Annotated in this window: 17 protein-coding genes and 1 pseudogene; 3 read left to right on the top strand and 15 right to left on the bottom strand. The window is 59.1% G+C overall.

Going from position 1 to position 18,911, the window contains the following annotated elements; all coding sequences use genetic code 11:
* Nucleotides 1–8: 8 nt before the first annotated feature.
* The 11 genes from ccoG to ccoN (AC1DSG_RS09235) all read right to left on the bottom strand — a co-directional run bounded on the left by ccoG (nucleotide 9) and on the right by ccoN (AC1DSG_RS09235) (nucleotide 9,420).
* Nucleotides 9–1,424 carry a cytochrome c oxidase accessory protein CcoG gene (gene ccoG, locus AC1DSG_RS09285; protein ID WP_477790616.1) on the bottom strand — a complete coding sequence of 472 codons (1,416 nt, stop codon included), beginning with the start codon at nucleotides 1,422–1,424 and terminating at the stop codon, nucleotides 9–11.
* Nucleotides 1,425–1,629: 205 nt separating this feature from the next.
* The gene (locus AC1DSG_RS09280; RefSeq protein ID WP_477790615.1) at nucleotides 1,630–2,040 is read right to left on the bottom strand and encodes a PIN domain-containing protein; all 411 of its coding nucleotides are present in this window, start codon (nucleotides 2,038–2,040) and stop codon (nucleotides 1,630–1,632) included.
* Nucleotides 2,040–2,294, bottom strand: a complete 255-nt coding sequence (locus tag AC1DSG_RS09275) for a type II toxin-antitoxin system Phd/YefM family antitoxin (RefSeq protein ID WP_477790630.1) — start codon at nucleotides 2,292–2,294, stop codon at nucleotides 2,040–2,042. The genes AC1DSG_RS09280 and AC1DSG_RS09275 overlap by 1 nt, the downstream gene beginning before the upstream one ends.
* A 175-nt stretch (nucleotides 2,295–2,469) precedes the next feature.
* Nucleotides 2,470–3,453: a cytochrome-c oxidase, cbb3-type subunit III gene (gene ccoP / locus AC1DSG_RS09270; RefSeq protein ID WP_477790614.1), complete on the bottom strand. Its 984-nt coding sequence runs from the start codon at nucleotides 3,451–3,453 to the stop codon at nucleotides 2,470–2,472.
* Complete coding sequence (locus tag AC1DSG_RS09265; protein WP_003175465.1) at nucleotides 3,450–3,635, bottom strand: CcoQ/FixQ family Cbb3-type cytochrome c oxidase assembly chaperone; 186 nt, start codon at nucleotides 3,633–3,635, stop codon at nucleotides 3,450–3,452. The genes ccoP (AC1DSG_RS09270) and AC1DSG_RS09265 overlap by 4 nt, the downstream gene beginning before the upstream one ends.
* Before the next feature lie 5 nt (nucleotides 3,636–3,640).
* Entirely contained in the window at nucleotides 3,641–4,249 is a 609-nt protein-coding gene (gene ccoO / locus AC1DSG_RS09260; RefSeq protein ID WP_007945053.1) for a cytochrome-c oxidase, cbb3-type subunit II, read from the bottom strand.
* Nucleotides 4,249–5,691 (bottom strand): cytochrome-c oxidase, cbb3-type subunit I, encoded by a 1,443-nt coding sequence (gene ccoN / locus AC1DSG_RS09255; RefSeq protein WP_477790613.1) that lies wholly within the window; start codon nucleotides 5,689–5,691, stop codon nucleotides 4,249–4,251. The genes ccoO (AC1DSG_RS09260) and ccoN (AC1DSG_RS09255) overlap by 1 nt, the downstream gene beginning before the upstream one ends.
* A gap of 531 nt (nucleotides 5,692–6,222) precedes the next feature.
* Nucleotides 6,223–7,179, bottom strand: coding sequence for a cytochrome-c oxidase, cbb3-type subunit III (gene ccoP, locus AC1DSG_RS09250; RefSeq protein ID WP_477790612.1), 957 nt, complete (start codon nucleotides 7,177–7,179; stop codon nucleotides 6,223–6,225).
* The gene (locus tag AC1DSG_RS09245) at nucleotides 7,176–7,373 is read right to left on the bottom strand and encodes a cbb3-type cytochrome oxidase subunit 3 (protein WP_477790611.1); all 198 of its coding nucleotides are present in this window, start codon (nucleotides 7,371–7,373) and stop codon (nucleotides 7,176–7,178) included. The genes ccoP (AC1DSG_RS09250) and AC1DSG_RS09245 overlap by 4 nt, the downstream gene beginning before the upstream one ends.
* A gap of 3 nt (nucleotides 7,374–7,376) precedes the next feature.
* Entirely contained in the window at nucleotides 7,377–7,985 is a 609-nt protein-coding gene (gene ccoO / locus AC1DSG_RS09240) for a cytochrome-c oxidase, cbb3-type subunit II (protein WP_477790610.1), read from the bottom strand.
* A gap of 10 nt (nucleotides 7,986–7,995) precedes the next feature.
* Complete coding sequence (ccoN, locus tag AC1DSG_RS09235; protein ID WP_477790609.1) at nucleotides 7,996–9,420, bottom strand: cytochrome-c oxidase, cbb3-type subunit I; 1,425 nt, start codon at nucleotides 9,418–9,420, stop codon at nucleotides 7,996–7,998.
* Nucleotides 9,421–9,531: 111 nt separating this feature from the next.
* Between ccoN (AC1DSG_RS09235) and AC1DSG_RS09230 the strand changes: the two genes are divergently transcribed.
* Entirely contained in the window at nucleotides 9,532–10,209 is a 678-nt protein-coding gene (locus AC1DSG_RS09230; RefSeq protein WP_477790608.1) for an alpha/beta family hydrolase, read from the top strand.
* Nucleotides 10,210–10,411: 202 nt separating this feature from the next.
* On the opposite strand, the pseudogene AC1DSG_RS09225 reads toward AC1DSG_RS09230, so the two are convergent.
* The 3 genes and pseudogenes from AC1DSG_RS09225 to acnA form a co-directional block, all read right to left on the bottom strand.
* Nucleotides 10,412–11,754: pseudogene (locus AC1DSG_RS09225) on the bottom strand (methyl-accepting chemotaxis protein).
* Nucleotides 11,755–11,856: 102 nt separating this feature from the next.
* Nucleotides 11,857–12,648 carry a lysostaphin resistance A-like protein gene (locus AC1DSG_RS09220; RefSeq protein WP_477790607.1) on the bottom strand — a complete coding sequence of 264 codons (792 nt, stop codon included), beginning with the start codon at nucleotides 12,646–12,648 and terminating at the stop codon, nucleotides 11,857–11,859.
* 247 nt (nucleotides 12,649–12,895) lie between these two features.
* A complete protein-coding gene (gene acnA, locus AC1DSG_RS09215) occupies nucleotides 12,896–15,637 on the bottom strand; it encodes an aconitate hydratase AcnA (RefSeq protein WP_477790606.1) in 2,742 nt (913 codons plus the stop codon).
* A 222-nt stretch (nucleotides 15,638–15,859) separates the two neighbouring features.
* Here acnA and rlmM point away from each other — a divergent pair, with 222 nt between their 5' ends.
* Both rlmM and tusA read left to right on the top strand, forming a co-directional pair.
* Complete coding sequence (rlmM, locus tag AC1DSG_RS09210) at nucleotides 15,860–16,933, top strand: 23S rRNA (cytidine(2498)-2'-O)-methyltransferase RlmM (protein ID WP_223511694.1); 1,074 nt, start codon at nucleotides 15,860–15,862, stop codon at nucleotides 16,931–16,933.
* A gap of 106 nt (nucleotides 16,934–17,039) precedes the next feature.
* Nucleotides 17,040–17,291, top strand: a complete 252-nt coding sequence (tusA, locus tag AC1DSG_RS09205; protein ID WP_007945068.1) for a sulfurtransferase TusA — start codon at nucleotides 17,040–17,042, stop codon at nucleotides 17,289–17,291.
* Here tusA and AC1DSG_RS09200 read toward each other — a convergent pair.
* The gene (locus AC1DSG_RS09200; RefSeq protein WP_477790605.1) at nucleotides 17,288–18,697 is read right to left on the bottom strand and encodes an MATE family efflux transporter; all 1,410 of its coding nucleotides are present in this window, start codon (nucleotides 18,695–18,697) and stop codon (nucleotides 17,288–17,290) included. The two genes, tusA and AC1DSG_RS09200, sit on opposite strands and share 4 nt — an antisense overlap.
* Between the last annotated feature and the right edge of the window lie 214 nt (nucleotides 18,698–18,911).

Below are 18,911 nucleotides of genomic sequence, written 5' to 3'. Positions count from 1 at the left end.
GACTACTCTCAACGAATTTGTGGGCCGATGAATCGGCTCTTGGCTTCAACGTGAACGCTATTGTCATCGGCATCCTTGAGGATAAACTTCACCTCGTTGGTGCTCGATGGCAGTTTTTCCGGTGCGCTGGACAGCTCCACCGGTTGGCTGAAAATTTCCCCCGCGGCGACTTTGATCTCGCGCTTGCCTTGCAGCCTGAGGTCCGGCAAACCGGTGGCCTCAAGTACGTAGGTGTGATCGCGCTGGTCTTTGTTCATGACTTTCAGGCTGTAGACGTTTTCGATCCGGCCTTCGGCATTCTCGCGGTACAGCACGCGGTCTTTGCTGACGTCGAAACCGACCAGCGAACGCATGAAGAACGCAGTGATCAACAACGAAATCATCGCCAGCAGCACCACGGCATAGCCGATCAGGCGCGGACGCAGTTTATGGGTTTTTTGCCCGGACAGGTTGTGCTCGGTGGTGTAGCTGATCAGGCCGCGCGGATAGTCCATCTTGTCCATGATGGCATCGCAGGCGTCGATACAGGCGGCGCACCCGATACACTCGATTTGCAGGCCATCGCGGATGTCGATGCCGGTCGGGCAGACCTGGACGCACATGGTGCAATCGATGCAATCGCCCAGGCCTTGTGCCTTGTAGTCGATGCCTTTCTTGCGCGGGCCACGGGACTCGCCACGACGTGGATCGTAGGAGACGATCAGCGTGTCCTTGTCGAACATCACGCTCTGGAAGCGAGCGTACGGGCACATGTAGATGCACACCTGCTCGCGCAACCAGCCGGCGTTGCCGTAGGTGGCAAGGGTGAAGAAACCGACCCAGAAATACGACCAGCCATCTGCTTCGCCGGTGAAGAAATCGAACACCAGTTCGCGGATCGGCGAGAAGTAACCGACGAAGGTCAGGCCGGTGACGAAGCCGATCAGCAGCCACATCGAATGCTTGCTGAATTTGCGCAGGAATTTGTTGGCGCTCATCGGCGCTTTATCCAGCTTGATGCGTTGGTTGCGGTCGCCTTCGGTGACTTTTTCACACCACATGAAAATCCACGTCCAGACGCTTTGCGGGCAGGTATAACCGCACCAGACGCGACCGGCGTAGACGGTGATGAAGAACAGACCGAAGGCACTGATAATCAAAATGCCCGACAGCAGGATGAAATCCTGAGGCCAGAAGGTTGCACCAAAAATAAAGAATTTACGCTCCGGCAGGTTCCACCAGACGGCTTGATGACCACCCCAGTTCAGCCAGACCGTGCCGAAATACAACAGAAACAAAAAAGCGCCGCCCATCATCCGCAGATTGCGGAACAGGCCAGTGAACGCGCGGGTGTAGATCTTTTCGCGAGAGGCATAAAGGTCGACGCTTTTGTTCGCGTCTTTGGCAGGCGGAGTGATGTCGTGTACCGGAATCTGATTGCTCATCGTTGCATCCCACGGCAGTGGAAAAATGCCCCGGTCAGTACATGCCAACCGCGGTCAAAAAGGGGTGTTGCAGTGGCGCAATGATACGCCTGAAGCTCTAGCACAAGGGTGCGACCTTTGGTCACGTTGGTGGAAATCTGCTGACGGTGTAATGACTTGAATCAATTGACTTGTGAATTATGGACGGTTTTGCGCGGCGGCGAGTTCATTCATCCCATGGATTGAGCAGCGCAACACCGCTGGATTGAAAGTCGCTGGTGTTACGGGTGACCACTGTCAATCCGTGAACCAGCGCGGTCGCGGCAATCAAGGCATCGCTTTCGTTGGTGCGGTCCGGAACGTGCAAGCTGGCACAGCGCAGTGCCACGGCAGCATCGATCGGCAGGATTCTGGCATCGAAGGCCGGTATGACGTGTTGCTTCAGCCACGAGCGCAGCACCTTTCCCTGTACGGGATCGCGTCGCTCCATTCGCAGCACCCCGGTCTCCAGTTCCTTCAAGGTGATGGCTGAAATAAACATTCGTGRGGCGATGATACTTTTGGCCCAGGCGACGACGTTTGCGTCAGCCTGGGGTTTGCGTAGTTCGGATATTACGTTGGTGTCGAGCAAGAACATCAGGACAGGTCCACGGGGCGATGGTTGATGACGGTACGCTCGGTATCGAACTCGATGTCTGCCGCTTCCGGCATCACCAACAGGTCGACAATGTTTGCGTTGATGCCGGTCAGTTTTTGGTACTCCTCAATGCTTAGCAGTACGTGGGCAGGTCTGCCACGGTCGGTGATGATAACCGGCCCCTGGCGCGTGGCTTTTTTGGCACTACTTGTGTCCTGGTTGAATTCTCGGCTGGAGATGGTGGTGATAGCCATCATGTGTAACCCTCCTGAAAGTTGCTTGTAGAAACGTTACTACTCGACAAGTTGTCAAGCAACCTCAGAAGCAAGCACAGGGCTGCCATCGGTCGCTGTATTATTGCGCTTGAAACAAAACGGCCCCGCCAATCTTCATTGGCGGGGCCGTTTTTTGTTGCTTCAAGCGTTTGCCTTACTGAGCGTCTGCCGCCGGTGCTTTCTCACCTTGAGAGAGGCTGTAGACGTAAGCGGCCAGCAGGTGAACCTTGTCGTTGCCTTGCAGCTGTTCTTGCGCAGGCATCTGGCCCTGACGGCCGTAACGGATGGTCTGCTGCAATTGAGCGAAGCTCGAACCGTAGATGAACGCGCCCGGGTGGGTCAGGTCAGGCGCGCCCATCGCTGGCGTACCTTTTCCCGCCGGACCGTGGCAGGCCACGCAGTTGGCGGCGAACAACTTCTGGCCGGCAACCGGGTCAGCCTTGGCGCCTTCTGGCAATTTGCGGCCATCGAGGTTGGTCAGTACAAACGCAGCAACGTCCGAAACGCCTTGCTCGCCGATCACTTCAGCCCACGCTGGCATGACCGCGTGACGGCCGCCCATGATGGTGGTCTTGATGGTTTGCGCATCGCCGCCCCAACGCCAGTCGGCGTCAGTCAGGTTAGGGAAACCGTAAGCGCCCTTGGCGTCGGAACCGTGGCAGACCGAGCAGTTGGAGGCAAACAGACGGCCACCCATCTTCAGGGCTTGCGGGTCTTTGGCGACTTCCTCGATAGGCATGGACGCGAACTTGGCGAAGATCGGACCGAACTTGGCGTCCGACTTGGCCATTTCCTTTTCCCACTCGTGAGCACCGGTCCAGCCAGCCTGGCCGTTGGCGAACGGAGTCTGCTTCTCGGTATCGAGGTAGTTGTAACCCGGCAGCAGGCCTTTCCAGTTACCCAGGCCCGGGTACAGCACCAGGTAGCCCAAGGCAAAAATGATGGTGCCCACAAACAGCATGAACCACCATTTTGGCAGTGGGTTGTCGTACTCCTCGATCCCGTCGAAGGAGTGTCCAACCGTATCTTCCGTCTGCTCGCTGCGCTGACCCTTGCGGGTGTTCAGCAGCAGCCAGGTCAGGGCGAAAATGGTGCCGAGAGTGAGGACTGTGACGTACAGACTCCAGAACGTTGTCATTCTTTGTTACTCCTAGAAGCTTGCTCGACGTGCTTGATGGCTTCGGGATCATCCGCGAAAGGCAGCAAGGTCGCGTCTTCAAACTCCGACTTGCGCTTGGGGCTGAACACCCACAACGCCAGACCGATGAAGGCCACCATCACAACAACGGTGCCCAGGCCACGAATCATCCCGATATCCATCTAAATCACCGTTTGCTTTTGATGATGGTGCCCAGGCCTTGCAGATAGGCCACCAGCGCGTCCATTTCGGTTTTGCCCTTCACAGCATCCTGGGCACCGGCGATGTCTTCGTCGGTGTAAGGGACGCCGAGCGTGCGCAAGACTTCCATTTTCTTGGCGGTGTCTTTGCCGTCGAGCTTGTTTTCCACGAGGAACGGGTAAGCCGGCATTACCGACTCAGGCACCACGTTGCGCGGGTTGTACAAGTGCGCACGCTGCCAGTCATCGGAGTAACGACCGCCGACACGGGCCAGGTCCGGACCGGTACGCTTGGAACCCCACAGGAACGGGTGGTCCCAGACGCTTTCACCGGCGACCGAGTAGTGGCCGTAACGTTCGGTTTCAGCACGGAACGGGCGGATCATCTGCGAGTGGCAGCCGACACAGCCGTTGGCGATGTAAATATCGCGGCCTTCCAGTTCAAGGGCAGGGCGCGGCTTCATGCCTTCGACCGGCTTGTTGGTGACGTCCTGGAAAAACAGCGGAACGATCTGGGTCAGGCCGCCGATGCTGACGGCGATAACCATGAAGAAGGCCAGCAGGCCAATATTCTTCTCGACTGCTTCATGCTTCATCAGTGAGCTCCAACTACAGCGATCTGTTCGGCAGCTTTGGCTTCTGCCGGGTTCGAGGCGCGTACGGTACGCCATACGTTGTAAGCCATGAACAGCATGCCGCTGGCAAAGAACGCACCGCCCAGGGCGCGAACGATGAAACCAGGGTGGCTGGCTTGCAGCGCTTCGACGAACGAGTAGGTGAGGGTGCCGTCATCGTTGATTGCACGCCACATCAGGCCCTGGGTGATGCCGTTGACCCACATCGAAGCGATGTACAGAACGGTACCGATGGTTGCGAGCCAGAAGTGTGCGTTGATCAGGCCTACGCTGTACATCTGCGGGCGACCGAACAGTTTCGGGATCATGTGGTAAACCGCGCCGATCGAGATCATCGCTACCCAGCCCAAGGCGCCGGCGTGTACGTGGCCGATGGTCCAGTCGGTGTAGTGAGACAGCGCGTTGACGGTCTTGATGGCCATCATCGGGCCTTCGAAGGTCGACATGCCGTAGAACGCCAGCGACACGACCAGGAAGCGCAGGATCGGGTCGGTGCGCAGCTTATGCCAGGCGCCCGACAGGGTCATCATGCCGTTGATCATGCCGCCCCAGCTTGGTGCCAGCAGGATGATCGACATGGCCATGCCCAGCGACTGCGCCCAGTCCGGCAGCGCGGTGTAGTGCAGGTGGTGCGGGCCGGCCCAGATGTACAGGGTGATCAGTGCCCAGAAGTGCACGATAGACAGGCGATAGGAGTAGATCGGACGTTCGGCCTGCTTCGGAACGAAGTAATACATCATCCCCAGGAAGCCGGTGGTCAGGAAGAAACCGACCGCATTGTGACCGTACCACCACTGGACCATTGCGTCAGTCGCACCGGCGTAGGCCGAGTAAGACTTGAACAGGCTGACCGGCAGCGACATGTGGTTGACGATGTGCAGCATCGCGGTCACGAGGATGAAGGCACCGAAGAACCAGTTACCGACATAGATGTGCTTGGTCTTGCGCTTCATGATGGTGCCGAAGAACACCACTGCGTAAACCACCCAGACGATGGCCAGCAGAATCGCGAGAGGCCATTCCAGCTCCGCATATTCCTTGCTGGTGGTGTAACCCAGCGGCAAAGTAATGCCGGCACCGACGATCACCGCTTGCCATCCCCAGAAGTGGAAGGCCGCGAGGCTGTCGGAAATCAGTCGCGTTTGGCAGGTTCGCTGCACGACGTAATAAGAAGTGGCAAACAGTGCACAACCGCCGAAGGCGAAAATCACCAGGTTGGTGTGCAGCGGGCGTAAGCGTCCAAAAGTCGTCCACGGCAGACCGAAGTTCAATTCCGGCCATACAAGCTGTGAGGCGATGAAGACACCGACCCCCATGCCAAGTATCCCCCAGACCACCGTCATGATGGCGAACTGGCGGACTACCTTATAGTTATAAGCAGTCGGACTGATTGCTGTGCTCATTCTAAGGTTCCACGGTTTGGGTGTTTTATTAGGAGTAAAAATCGGCCGCAAGTATGGAGAAAGCAGGGGGTCATTGCAACGCGCCATGACCCCGGTCAAGGCTTTCTAAAGCTGATTCTGCGGCCTTTCCATGCGCCGCGTAAGGACAAAATCGCCCGAGGACAAAATGTCGCAGCGGATGAAAATGGTGAGGGGGTCCGGTCAGTTGTAACGGGACGTGTTCAAACGCAACGATCGAGTGACCGACGGCAATTGGCGCGACAGCCGGTAATTACCAGCCTTTGCAGCTTGTCATCGAACAGAATCGTCGAACACATYGGCTAAAAACGACCCGGAACCGGCTCATGCCAGTCCGCACCGAGCAAGCTTAGACCCGAATCTGGTGAACCGAAAGAAAGAGCAAGAGGAGGGTGCGACAATGGGTCGCAAAGGGGCAGCTGCAAGCTGCAAGCTGCAAGCTTCAAGAGGGAATCTCGTCGCTTGCAGCTTTTGCTTTTGCTTTTGCTTTTGCTTTTGCTTTTGCTTTTGCTTTTACTTGCTGCTTGTAGCTTGCTGCTTGTCGCTCAACTGCTCATCACCTTTCGACAGGCTGTACACGTAAGCCGCGAGCAGCTGCACTTTGTCGTTACCGAGCAATTCGTTCTGCGCCGGCATATGGCCCTGGCGACCATGGCGGATGGTCTGTTGCAATTGCGCCAGGCTCGTACCGTAGATAAAACCGGCCGGGTGCGTCAAATTCGGCGCGCCCATGGCTTCAGTGCCCTGGCCGTTTGCCCCATGACAGGCGACGCAGGTGGTGCTGAACAGTTGCTGTCCGGCTTGCAGGTCGGCGCCGCTGTCGGCAGGCAACGGCAGGCCGGCCAGGTTATGTCGTACGTACGCCGCGACATTCTTCACGCCGGCCTCTCCGAGGATTTCACCCCAAGCCGGCATCGCCGCCATGCGACCGCCCATGATCGTGGTTTTGATCATTTGGGCGTCGCCGCCCCAACGCCAATTGCTGTCCGTCAGGTTAGGGAAGCCAAACGCGCCCTTGGCATCCGAGCCGTGGCAGACCGAGCAGTTGGACGCAAACAGGCGGCCGCCCATTTTCAACGCTTGCGGGTCCTTGGCCACTTCTTCCAGCGGCATCGCAGCGAACTTGGCGAAGATCGGCCCGAACTTGGCGTCGGCCTTTGCCATCTCCTTTTCCCATTCATGCGCACCGGTCCAGCCGTTTTCATAGCCCGGCAAAATGCCCTTCCAGTTGCCCAGGCCCGGATAAAGGATCAGATAACCAGCGCCAAACACCAGCGTGCCGATAAACAGCAGGAACCACCACCGCGGCAACGGGTTGTCGTATTCCTCGATGCCGTCGAAGCTGTGGCCCATGGTCTGGTCGACGCTGCCCTTGGTTTCGCCCTTGCGGGTGGCAATCAGCAGCCAGGTCAGGAAGATCAGGCTGCCAATGGTCAGTACGCAGATCCACGTACTCCAGAAGGTGGTCATGGGCGGGTACTCCTTGTTGCAGGTTCTTGGGTGGCGTCGGGTTGTGGCTCATCGGCGAACGGCAGCAAGCGCGCTTCGGCGAATTGCGGCGTGCGCTTGCTGTTGAACACCCACAGCGTCAGGCCGACGAAGGCCACAAACACCACGACCGTGCCCAGGCCGCGGATCATTCCAGTGCTTATTTCAACGATCATGGCTCACCTCTTGCTCTTGATGGCAGTGCCGAGCACTTGCAGGTAGGCAACCAAAGCGTCCATTTCGCTCTTGCCCTTGACCGAAGCGACTGCGCCTGCGATGTCGTCATCGGTATACGGCACGCCAAGGGTGCGCATGGCGCGGATCTTGGTTTCGGTGTGGCTGCTGTCGAGCGGGTTGGCCACCAGCCATGGATAGGCGGGCATTTTCGATTCAGGCACTACGTTGCGCGGGTTGTACAAGTGCGCGCGATGCCAGTCTTCCGAATAGCGGCCACCGACTCGCGCCAGGTCCGGCCCGGTGCGCTTGGAGCCCCAGAGGAACGGATGATCCCAGACGCTTTCGCCGGCAACCGAGTAGTGACCGTAGCGTTCGGTCTCGGCGCGGAATGGGCGGATCATTTGTGAATGGCAACCGACGCAGCCTTCGCGGATGTAAATGTCGCGACCTTCCAGTTGCAGCGCGGTGTAGGGCTTCATGCCTTCTACCGGTTTGTTGGTCACGTCCTGAAAGAACAGCGGGACGATCTGGGTCAGGCCGCCGATGCTCACGGCCAGGATCATCAGCAACAGCAGCAGGCCGACGTTTTTTTCGATTGTTTCGTGTTTCATGGCGGACTCCTCAAGCCATCTGCGCGGCAGTGGCGACGTCGGCAGGCTGCGAGGCCTGTACGGTGCGCCAGGTGTTGTAAGCCATCAGGAACATGCCGCTGAGGAAGATCACCCCGCCCACCAGTCGCACGATGAAGCCTGGGTGGCTGGCCACCAGGGTTTCGACGAAGGAGTAGGTCAGCGTGCCGTCTGCGTTGACTGCGCGCCACATCAGGCCCTGGGCGATGCCGTTGACCCACATGGACGCGATGTACAGCACGGTGCCGATGGTCGCGAGCCAGAAGTGCGCGTTGATCAGGCCGACGCTGTACATCTGCTCGCGGCCAAAGACTTTCGGGATCATGTGATACAGCGCGCCGATGGAAATCATCGCCACCCAGCCGAGTGCCCCGGCGTGAACGTGGCCGATGGTCCAGTCGGTGTAGTGGGAGAGGGCATTGACAGTCTTGATCGCCATCATCGGCCCTTCGAAGGTCGACATGCCGTAGAACGCCAGCGAGACCACGAGGAAGCGCAGGATCGGGTCGCTGCGCAACTTATGCCAGGCGCCCGAGAGCGTCATCATGCCGTTGATCATCCCGCCCCAGCTCGGTGCCAGCAGGATCAAGGACATCACCATACCCAGCGACTGAGCCCAGTCCGGCAGGGCGGTGTAGTGCAAGTGGTGCGGACCGGCCCAGATATACAGGGTGATCAGCGCCCAGAAGTGCACGATGGACAGGCGATAGGAATACACCGGCCGCTCGGCCTGCTTCGGCACGAAGTAGTACATCATCCCGAGGAAACCGGCGGTGAGGAAAAAGCCCACGGCGTTGTGGCCGTACCACCACTGCACCATGGCATCGGTTGCCCCGGCGTACACCGAGTAGGACTTGGTGAAACTTACCGGCAACTCAATGTTGTTAACGATGTGCAGAATCGCCACGGTGACGATGAACGCACCGAAGAACCAGTTGCCAACGTAGATATGCTTGGTCTTGCGTTGCATGATCGTGCCGAAGAACACGATGGCGTAGGCGACCCAGACGATGGTGATCAGAATGTCTATCGGCCATTCCAGCTCGGCGTATTCCTTGGAACTGGTGTAACCAAGGGGCAAGGTGATGGCCGCCAACAGGATCACCAGTTGCCAGCCCCAGAAGCAGAATGCGGCGATTTTTGGCGCAAACAGTTGGGTCTGACAGGTGCGCTGCACCGAATAGAACGAACTGGCGAACAGGGCGCAACCGCCGAACGCGAAGATCACGGCATTGGTGTGCAACGGGCGTAACCGCCCGAAACTGGTCCATGGCAAATTGAAGTTGAGTTCAGGCCAGACCAATTGAGCCGCGAGAAAAACCCCGAGCCCCATACCGACGATGCCCCACACCACCGTCATAATGGCGAATTGGCGGACCACCTTGTAGTTGTAGGCGGTACTGATAGAAGTGTTCATGGTTCCCCATCCACGGTTCAGCCGAAGTGAAGGCCCGGCTTCGCGAGTAAGTCGCGCAAGGCAGACGCTTCCTTCGCCTGGAGTTATTGGCAGACTAAAAGCGAGGCAAGCATGGACAAACAGCACAAGGCCAGTATTGACGGGGATCAATGGGCGCAGTGCGTGCAGGATCGCGGATGGCTGTGGAATGCAGCTGTAGCGCCAGCATCGGCGACGCTGATCCTCGCCCACGGTGCCGGTGCGCCGATGGACAGTGGCTGGATGAACGACATGGCTGCACGCCTTGCCGATCAAGGCGTCAACGTGGTGCGCTTCGAGTTTCCGTACATGGCGCAGCGGCGCGCTGATGGGGGTAAACGACCACCCAATCCAGCCCCGAAACTGCTTGAATGCTGGCGTGAGGTGTATGCCCTGGTGCGACGCCATGTCACTGGGCGTTTGGCCGTCGGCGGCAAGTCCATGGGCGGGCGGATGGCGAGTTTGCTCGCGGACGAACTGGGGGCTGATGCGCTAGTGTGCCTGGGGTATCCGTTTTATGCCGTCGGCAAACCGGAGAAACCTCGGGTTGAGCATCTGGCCGGGTTGAAGACGCGGGCGTTGATTGTGCAAGGCGAGCGCGATGCACTGGGTAATCGGGAGGCGGTCGAGGCTTACACCTTGGCACCGGCGATTGAGGTGTTTTGGCTGACGGCGGGGGATCATGACCTGAAGCCGTTGAAAGCTTCGGGGTTTACCCATGAGCAGCATTTGGCGGCTGCGGCGCAGAAGGTTGCCTTGTTTCTAGGGTGAGATTCTCGCCAGCAGTCCCGGCCTCTTCGCGGGCAAGGCCGCTCCCACATTCTATCTCGGGTGCACCAATATTTGTGTTCACAGCAGATCCCCTGTGGAGCGGSCTTGCCCGCGAAGAGGCCTTGGGAGGCGACAAAACTTTCAGATCGGCAACAAAAAACCCGGAAGCTTTCACTGTCCGGGTTTTTCTTTCCAGCGACGATCAGCGGTTAAACCGCTCCACCAGCGAATACTGGGTATTCGCGGTCTTCGTCAGCTCTTCACTCAACAACGTCGAGTGTTGAGCCTGTTCCGACGTCTGATCCGCCAGATGCGAGATGTTGCTGATGTTGCGGCTGATCTCCTCGGCCACCGCACTTTGTTCTTCAGTCGCCGCCGCGATCTGGGTGGTCATGTCGGTGATGTTGGCCACCGCTTCGCTGATCCCCACCAGGGCCTGATCCGATTCCAGTACCCGCGCCACGCCTTCTTCCGCCTGACGATGCCCGGCTTCCATGGTTTGTACCGCCGTGCTCGCTGTTTGCTGGAGTTTGGCGATCAGGGCGTGGATCTGTCCGGTGGATGGATGGCGTCGCGGGTTTCCCCGGCGATATCGCGGCCACGACCGGTCAGGCGATTGGCTTCCTGTGTGGCGTCGGCGGTGCGCTGTACGTGGCTGGCGACTTCCTGCGTGGTGGCGGCCATCTGGTTGACGGCGGTGGCGACCTGTTCGGTTTCGACGCGCTGACGTTCCAGGCCGGTGGAGCTTTTGTGCGCCAGGGTGTCGGACTGTTTCGCTTGCTCGGTCAGGTGCTCGGCGGTGTCTTGCAGGCGGGTCAGGCAGGTTTTCAGGCGGGCTTCCTGGCTGRGGATCGACATTTCCAGTTGCGCCTGAGTGCCACGACTGTCGGTGTACATCTGCGCGATCAGCGGCTCGGACGTGGTCTGTTCGGCCAGGCGCAGCAGGCGCTTGAGCCCGCGTTGCTGCCAGTTCAACCCCATCAGGCCCAACGGCACCGACACGCCGGCGGCCAAGGCGAAGCCCCATTGGGACGACAGTGAGGCACCGATCATGAAGCTCACCTGGCTGACCAGAATGAAAGGCAGCCAATCCTGAAGCACCGGCAACCATTTATCAGTGGATGGAATGGCAGACTTGCCCTGGTTGATGCGTTGGTAGAGTGCTTCGGCGCGCTGGATTTGTTCGGCGGTGGGTTTGATCCGCACCGACTCGTAACCGATCACCTGGTTGCCTTCGAAAACCGGTGTCACGTAGGCGTTCACCCAATAGTGATCACCGCTCTTGCAGCGATTCTTGACAATGCCCATCCATGGCAAGCCTTGTTTCAGCATGCCCCACATGTGCGCGAACACGGCCGCAGGAACGTCGGGGTGGCGGACCAGGTTGTGCGGTGCACGGATCAGCTCCTCACGAGAAAACCCGCTGATCTCGATGAACGCATCGTTACAGTAGGTGATCACACCCTTGGCATCGGTGGTGGAAATCAAACGTTGCTGAGCCGGGTAAGTTCGTTCGCGTTGGGTAATGGGTTGGTTGTTACGCATGACTTTTTCAATCCGCAAGGCTTTGAAGGTTCTCGGCAGCGTCAGGGATTAGTTGAAATTATTTTTCATTAATTAGCAGTGCGTCGCAAAACGAACATGGACTCAGCTCGCGAGCATCGGATAAGTGAACAGCGCGAAGTGCAGCAGATTCAAGCCGAAGTGGGTGGCAATGGCCGCCGCCAATCCGCCGAAACGATAGGCCAGTCCATAACCGGCACCGGCCAGGCTAGCCAGACAAACCCATTCCCAGCCCGCACCCCAATGGGCCAGCCCGAACAGGAGCGAAGCGATCAGCAGGGCAAGGAGTTCACCGTAGGCCAGGTGTTGGAAGCGTCGGCTCAGGCCTCCTTGCAGGTAGCCGCGAAACAAGGCCTCTTCTACTAATGTCACCAGCAGCAGGTTGTTGTTTATCCACAGCCATGACTGTTCCGGCCATTTCGGTGACCACTCGACGATCCCCAGCAGCCAGGCTCCCCCGAGGGTGGCGAGCGCCGTCAGGCTGATGGCCAATGCGCTGGCCTTTAATGTCTGTGTCAACGAATGGGGGGCGACGATCCACGGGCAGACGAGTAGCAGCCAGAAGCCTATCAGTGGTTTGTCCAGGTTGAGGTTCATCGAGAACGGCATGGCGTTCTCGGTAAGGCGTTCGTTGTCGATCATCCTTGCGTTGTAAAACCCCGGCCACCAATGGAGGGCCAAAGCGAGTGCCAGGAGGATGAACAGGATATGACCGAAATAGCGGCCGTAGCGGTAGTGGTGTTGCCGGGCGGAAAAACCGGCGAGTAGCAGCAAAATAATCGCAATGCTCGCCTGTGCCGTCAGTTGTCCGTAGGTGAGTGCCAGAACATAGCCGGCAGAGAGGAGGGTCAGGTACGGCCAGGGCAGTACGAGCATGAGGTCATCCTGATTGACTGGCGAGACTGCCTTATGGGGGCATTTAGGCAGAAATGCCTGTGATCCAGCAATAAAGGAACTGACTTTTTGCATGTCGCGAGGCCGCCTTCGCTGGCAAGCCAGCACCTACAAAAATCCGTACTCACCTTGATTTTGTGGACCACACAAACCCCGTAGGAGCCGGCTTGCCGGCGAAGGCGTCCTTATTGGCGCCGCACGTCGCACGGCCGCCTTCGCTGGCGGTCCTTCAGGATGCGATTAGCTGCCGCAACACGTAATGCAGAATTCCCCCCGACTTGAAGTACTCGACCTCATTGAGCGTGTCGATCCGGCACAGCACTTCAATCTTTTCCTTGCTGCCATCTTCACGGGTGATCACCAGTGTCAGGTTCATCCTCGGCGTCAGCGCTACGCCGGTCAATCCGAGGATCTCCAGCGTTTCCTTGCCGGTCAGGTTCAGGCTTTTGCGGTTCTGATCCAGTTTGAACTGCAGCGGCAACACGCCCATGCCGACCAGGTTGGAGCGGTGGATCCGTTCGAAGCTTTCGGCGATGACTGCTTTCACGCCCAGCAGATTGGTGCCTTTGGCCGCCCAGTCGCGGCTTGAGCCGGTGCCGTATTCCTGGCCCGCGATCACCACCAGCGGCGTGCCCGAAGCGTGATATCGCATGGCGGCGTCGTAGATCGGCATTTTCTCCATAGTGGGTATATAGAAGGTGTTGCCGCCTTCTTCGCCGCCGAGCATCTCGTTGCGAATACGGATGTTGGCGAAGGTGCCGCGCATCATCACTTCATGGTTGCCGCGACGGGAGCCGTAGGAATTGAAGTCGCGCGGTTCCACACCTTTGTCGCGCAAGTACTGACCGGCGGGGCTGTCGGCCTTGATATTGCCGGCGGGGGAGATGTGGTCGGTGGTCACCGAGTCGCCCAGCAGCGCAAGCACTCTAGCCCCGACGACGTCCTTGACCACGGGCGGTGGGCCGCCGATGTCATCGAAAAAAGGCGGGTGCTGGATATAGGTCGAATCGTCCTGCCATACGTAGGTCGCCGCTTGCGGCACCTGGATGGCTTGCCATTGCTCGTCGCCGGCAAACACTTCGGCGTATTCCTTGTGGAACATGGCGGTGTTGACCTTATTCACGGCGTCGGCAATTTCCTTGCTGCTCGGCCAGATGTCGCGCAAGTACACCGGATTGCCATCTTTATCGTTGGCCAATGGTTCACTGCTGATGTCGATGCGTACCGTGCCGGCCAGCGCATAGGCCACGACCAGGGGCGGGGAGGCCAGCCAGTTGGTTTTCACCAGCGGATGCACACGGCCTTCAAAGTTGCGGTTACCGGACAAGACCGAGGCCACTGCGAGGTCGGCTTTCTGAATGGCTTTCTCGATCGGTTCAGGTAAAGGTCCGGAGTTACCGATACAGGTTGTGCAACCGTAGCCGACCAAGGCAAAGCCGAGTTCGTCGAGGTACTCAGTCAGGCCGGCTGCCTTGTAATAGTCGGTGACCACTTTCGAACCGGGGGCCAGCGATGTCTTGACCCACGGTTTGCTTTTCAGGCCTTTTTCCACAGCCTTTTTCGCCACCAGACCTGCGGCCATCATCACGCTCGGGTTGGAGGTGTTGGTGCAGGACGTGATCGCGGCAATCACCACTGCGCCGTTTTTCAGGCGATAGGTCTGACCGTCATGTTCGTAGTCCGCTTCACCGGCCAGATCGGCATTGCCCACGGCGACGCCGCCACCGCCCTCACTTTCCAGGCGACCTTCTTCCTTGCTGGTGGGTTTGAATTGCAGGCCCAGGAAATCGCTGAACGCCTGCGCGACATTCGGCAACGACACCCGGTCTTGTGGGCGCTTTGGTCCGGCAAGGCTGGCTTCGACGCTGGCCATGTCCAATGCGAGGCTGTCGGTGAACACTGGCTCCTTGCCCGGCAAACGCCATAAGCCCTGGGCTTTGGTATAGGTCTCGACCAGTTTGACCACTTCGACCGGCCGGCCGGACAGGCGCAAATACTCCAGCGTCACGTCGTCCACCGGGAAGAAGCCGCAGGTGGCGCCGTATTCCGGGGCCATGTTGGCAATGGTCGCGCGGTCGGCCAGTGGCAGGTCGGCGAGGCCGTCGCCGTAGAACTCGACGAATTTTCCGACCACGCCTTTCTTGCGCAGCATCTGCGTGACGGTCAGCACCAGGTCGGTGGCGGTAATGCCTTCCTTGAGCTTGCCGGTGAGTTTGAAGCCAATCACTTCGGGGATCAGCATCGACACCGGTTGGCCGAGCATCGCCGCTTCCGCTTCGATCCCGCCGACGCCCCAGCCGAGCACGCCGAGGCCGTTGATCATGGTGGTGTGGGAATCGGTGCCGACCAAGGTGTCGGGGAAGGCATAGGTGCGGCCGTCCTCGTCCTTGGTCCAGACCGTGCGGCCCAGGTATTCGAGGTTGACCTGATGGCAGATCCCGGTGCCCGGCGGCACTACACTGAAGTTGCGAAAGGCGCTCTGGCCCCAGCGCAAGAACGCGTAACGCTCACCGTTGCGTTGCATTTCGATGTCGACGTTCTGTTCGAAGGCGCTTGAACTGGCAAATTTGTCGACCATCACCGAATGGTCGATCACCAAATCCACCGGCGACAGCGGATTGATGCGCTGCGGGTCGCCGCCGGCCTTGGCCATGGCGGCGCGCATGGCGGCCAGGTCGACCACGGCGGGAACGCCGGTGAAGTCCTGCATTAATACGCGAGCGGGGCGGTACTGAATTTCCCGGTCGGAGCGACGCTCCTTGAGCCACCCGGCAATCGCCTTGAGGTCGGCGCCGGTCACGGTTTTTCCGTCTTCCCAGCGCAGCAGGTTTTCCAACAGTACTTTCAACGACATGGGCAACAGGTCGAGATCACCGAGGCTCTTGGCGGCGTCGGGCAGACTGAAATAGTGGTAGGTCTTGTCGTCGACTTGCAGTGATTTAAGGGTTTTCAGGCTATCGAGGGACGGCATTGAAATGACTCCTTTTGGTCCGCACGGCTACGGACTGACGGAACAGACAGAGCATTTAACCTAGTCCTGTTTGGACGTTAAGGCTAATAACTGGACTCTATGGTTAAGTCCAAGGTTGAGAACTCGGCTATCATGCGCCGGTTTTCGTGACAGGCTTTGCTTCAACGCAAGCCTGGGCATCGCGCAGTGGTTGAATGTCTCGCCATCTGCCCAGGAGTAAGAATGAACACCCTCTTTATGCATTGCCGGCCGGGCTTCGAAGGCGAAGTCTGTTCCGAGATAGCCGAACACGCAGCACGCCTGAACGTGGCCGGTTATGCCAAGGCCAAAACTGCCAGCGCCTGTGCTGAATTTATCTGCACCGAGGAAGACGGCGCCGAGCGTCTGATGCGTGGACAGCGTTTCGCTGATCTGATCTTCCCGCGCCAATGGGCGCGCGGAATTTTTATCGATTTGCCGGAAACCGACCGCATCAGTGTGATCCTCGCGCACATGGCGGACTTTCCGCTGTGCGGCAGCCTGTGGCTGGAAATGGTCGACACCAACGATGGCAAGGAACTGTCGAACTTCTGCAAGAAGTTTGAAGGTCACCTGCGCAAGGCGCTGATGGCCGCCGGAAAACTGGTGGAAGATGCGCACAAACCGCGTTTGCTGCTGACCTTCAAGAGCGGTCGTGAAGTGTTTATGGGCCTGGCCGAGTCGAACAACTCGGCGATGTGGCCCATGGGCATTCCACGCCTCAAGTTCCCGCGTGAGGCGCCCAGCCGCTCGACGCTGAAACTGGAAGAGGCCTGGCATCACTTCATCCCGCGTGATCAGTGGGATGAGCGTCTGCACAGTGACATGACCGGCGTTGACTTGGGCGCTGCACCCGGAGGCTGGACCTGGCAATTGGTCAATCGCGGCATGCTGGTGACGGCCATCGACAACGGCCCGATGGCTGAAAGCCTGATGGACACCGGTTTGGTGCAACACTTGATGGCGGACGGTTTTACCTTCAAGCCCCGACAGCCGGTGGACTGGATGGTCTGCGACATCGTCGAAAAGCCAGCGCGTAACGCCGCGATGCTGGAAGAGTGGATTGGCGAGGGCCATTGCCGAGAAGCGGTGGTCAACCTCAAACTGCCAATGAAACAGCGTTATGCCGAAGTCAAACGTTTGCTGGAACGCATCGCCGACGGCTTCAAGGAGCGCGGGATTCGGGTCGAGATCGGCTGCAAACAACTGTATCACGACCGTGAAGAAGTGACGTGCCACCTACGCCGGCTGGACGTCAAAAAACCGAAATCCCGCTGATTGAAGCGGCCCCCTGTGGGAGCGAGCAGGCTCACTCCCACAAGTACGGTGTACGCCACAGATGATGTTAAAAGCCGGCAATACCGGCCAGTTTCAGGAGTTAATCATGAGTGAAATGCTTGATACGCCGGTAGACGGCACCCTCGACGCCACCGGCCTGAACTGCCCGGAACCGGTCATGATGCTGCACCAGCACATCCGTGACCTGGTGCCCGGCGGCCTGCTCAAGGTGATCGCGACCGACCCGTCGACCCGTCGCGACATTCCCAAGTTCTGCGTATTCCTTGATCACGAACTGGTGGCGCAGCACGAAGAGGCGGGCACCTACCTGTACTGGATCCGCAAGAAACTCGCTTAACCCGCCGAATGACTGATGCGGATCCGCTTGCGTGCACTGCGCGCCAGGCGGATCGACAGCATCAGCGCCGCGCAGCTCAAGCCCACAATCAAGCCTTGCCACAGCCCGCTCGGGCCGCTTGGCGCACCGAACCAATCGGTCAAGCCCAGCGCGTAACCCACCGGCAAACCAATCCCCCAATAAGCGAACAGCGTCAGGATCATCGTCACTCGCGTGTCCTGGTAACCGCGTAATGCACCGGCCGCCGTCACCTGAATGGCATCGGAAAACTGGAACAACGCCGAGTACACGATCAGCATCGCGGCCACTCGAATCACCGTCGGGTCAGCCGTGTAGATCGCTGCAATGTGCTCTCGCAGCAACAGCATCATGCTCGCGGACAGGCAGGCATAAGCCAGCGCCGTGCCCATGCCGACACCGGCCGCGAAACGTGCCTCGCGTGGCTCCTGGCGACCGAGGGCCTGGCCGACCCGCACCGTCACGGCCATGCCGAGAGAGTAAGGGATCATGAACACCAGCGAACTGAAGTTCAGGGCGATCTGATGCCCGGCTACCACTGTGGCGCCGAGGCTGCCGATCAGCAGCGCGATCACCGCAAAGATGCTCGACTCGGCGAACACCGCGATGCCGATCGGCAGGCCGATGCCCAGCAAGCGTTTGATCACCGACCATTGCGGCCAGTCAAAACGGCTGAACAACTGGCTCGATTGATAAGCCGGCGCCCAGCGTTCCCAGCCGGCCATGCCCAATGCCATCACCCACATCACAATCGCCGTGGCCCAGCCGCAGCCGACACCGCCCATGGCGGGTACGCCGAAGTGGCCATAGATAAAGATGTAATTCAGTGGAATGTTCAGCGCCAGCCCGCACAGGCCAAGCACCATCGCCGGGCGGGTACGGCCCAGGCCATCGCTGAAACAGCGCAACACATGGTAGAAGGCGACGGCGGGCAAACCGCTGGCAATGCCGTGCAGGTACTGCATGCACGGGCCGATCAATTCGGGATCGACCTTCATGAAGTGCAGGATCGGTTCGGCGCTAAACAGCATGCCGGTCGCCATCAAACCCACCACCAGGGCCAGCCACAGTGCCTGACGCACAATGGGGCCGATTTCGCTGTGGGTGCCGGCGCCAAAACGCTGGGCGACTTTTGGGGTGGTGGCCAGAAGGGTGCCGGTCATCAGCAGAAACACCGGCACCCAGATTGAGTTGCCCAGTGCGACCGCCGCCAGGTCGCGAGGCCCGACCCGGCCCGCCATCACCGCGTCGACGAAGCCCATGGCGGTGGTGGCCAGTTGCGCGATCGTGATCGGCAGCGCCAGGGTGAGCAGGTTTTTCAGCTCAAGGCGAACCCGGGCAGGACGGGTGAGGGCGGTAGCGGCAGGGCGGTCAGTCACGGAATTCAAAAGCGAAACGTCCAAAGGTGTTAATGCGCAAGGCGACGCATTCTACGCGCTGACGCAGTGGTCAGGAAAAGTCCTGTGTTAGGGATTTGTAATCGTATTCCGGACGTTGCGACATGCCCTGTAGCAGCTGGCGCAGCCTGCGTCCGGCTGCGCAGCAGTCGTAAAGTCAGGCGATGCGGTGCTTCAGTAAGACCGCAAACTCAGGTTTTACGAC

Source organism: Pseudomonas sp. P5_A12 (assembly GCF_056400685.1).
This window is presented reverse-complemented; position numbering and strand designations above follow the sequence as displayed.